Source organism: Grimontia celer, from assembly GCF_900055185.1.
GTDB classification, from domain to species: domain Bacteria; phylum Pseudomonadota; class Gammaproteobacteria; order Enterobacterales; family Vibrionaceae; genus Enterovibrio; species Enterovibrio celer.
Genome location: NZ_FIZX01000024.1, coordinates 1 through 955 on the forward strand (window position 1 = coordinate 1; position 955 = coordinate 955).

Consider the following 955-nt stretch of genomic DNA (forward strand, 5'->3'; position numbering starts at 1 on the left):
CAGCGCGTGACTTCGCATCAATCGATAACGCGCCAGAAGAGCGCGAGCGTGGTATCACTATCTCTACTTCACACGTAGAGTACGATACTCCAACTCGCCACTACGCACACGTAGACTGCCCAGGACACGCTGACTATGTTAAAAACATGATCACCGGTGCTGCGCAAATGGACGGTGGTATCCTGGTTGTTGCGGCAACTGACGGTCCAATGCCACAAACTCGTGAGCACATCCTGCTGGGTCGCCAGGTTGGTATTCCATACATCCTTGTATTCATGAACAAGTGTGACATGGTTGACGACGAAGAGCTGCTTGAGCTGGTTGAGATGGAAGTTCGTGAACTGCTGTCTGAGTACGACTTCCCAGGCGACGACTGCCCAGTCATTCAAGGTTCTGCACTGGGTGCACTGAACGGCGAAGCTGAGTGGGAAGCGAAAATCGTTGAGCTGGCAGAAGCACTGGATTCTTACATCCCAGAGCCAGAGCGTGCGATCGATAAGCCATTCATCCTGCCAATCGAAGACGTATTCTCAATCCAAGGCCGTGGTACTGTTGTAACGGGTCGTGTTGAGCAAGGTATCGTTCGCGTAGGTGACGAAGTTGCTATCGTTGGTATCAAAGAGACTACCACTACTACTTGTACTGGTGTTGAGATGTTCCGTAAGCTTCTGGACGAAGGCCGTGCAGGTGAGAACGTTGGTGTTCTGCTGCGTGGTACTAAGCGTGACGAAGTTGAGCGTGGTCAAGTACTGGCTAAGCCTGGTTCTATCACTCCTCACACTAAGTTCGAGTCAGAAGTATACGTTCTGTCTAAAGACGAAGGCGGCCGTCATACTCCGTTCTTCAAAGGCTACCGTCCACAGTTCTACTTCCGTACTACTGACGTGACCGGTACTATCGAACTGCCAGAAGGCGTTGAGATGGTAATGCCAGGCGACAACATCCAAATGGTTGT

1 protein-coding gene is annotated in these 955 nt (G+C 51.3%); it reads left to right on the forward strand.

What is annotated here, in order from left to right:
• On the forward strand, positions 1 to 955 hold a 955-nt coding region (tuf, locus tag GCE9029_RS25210; protein WP_062667978.1), incomplete at both ends, for an elongation factor Tu.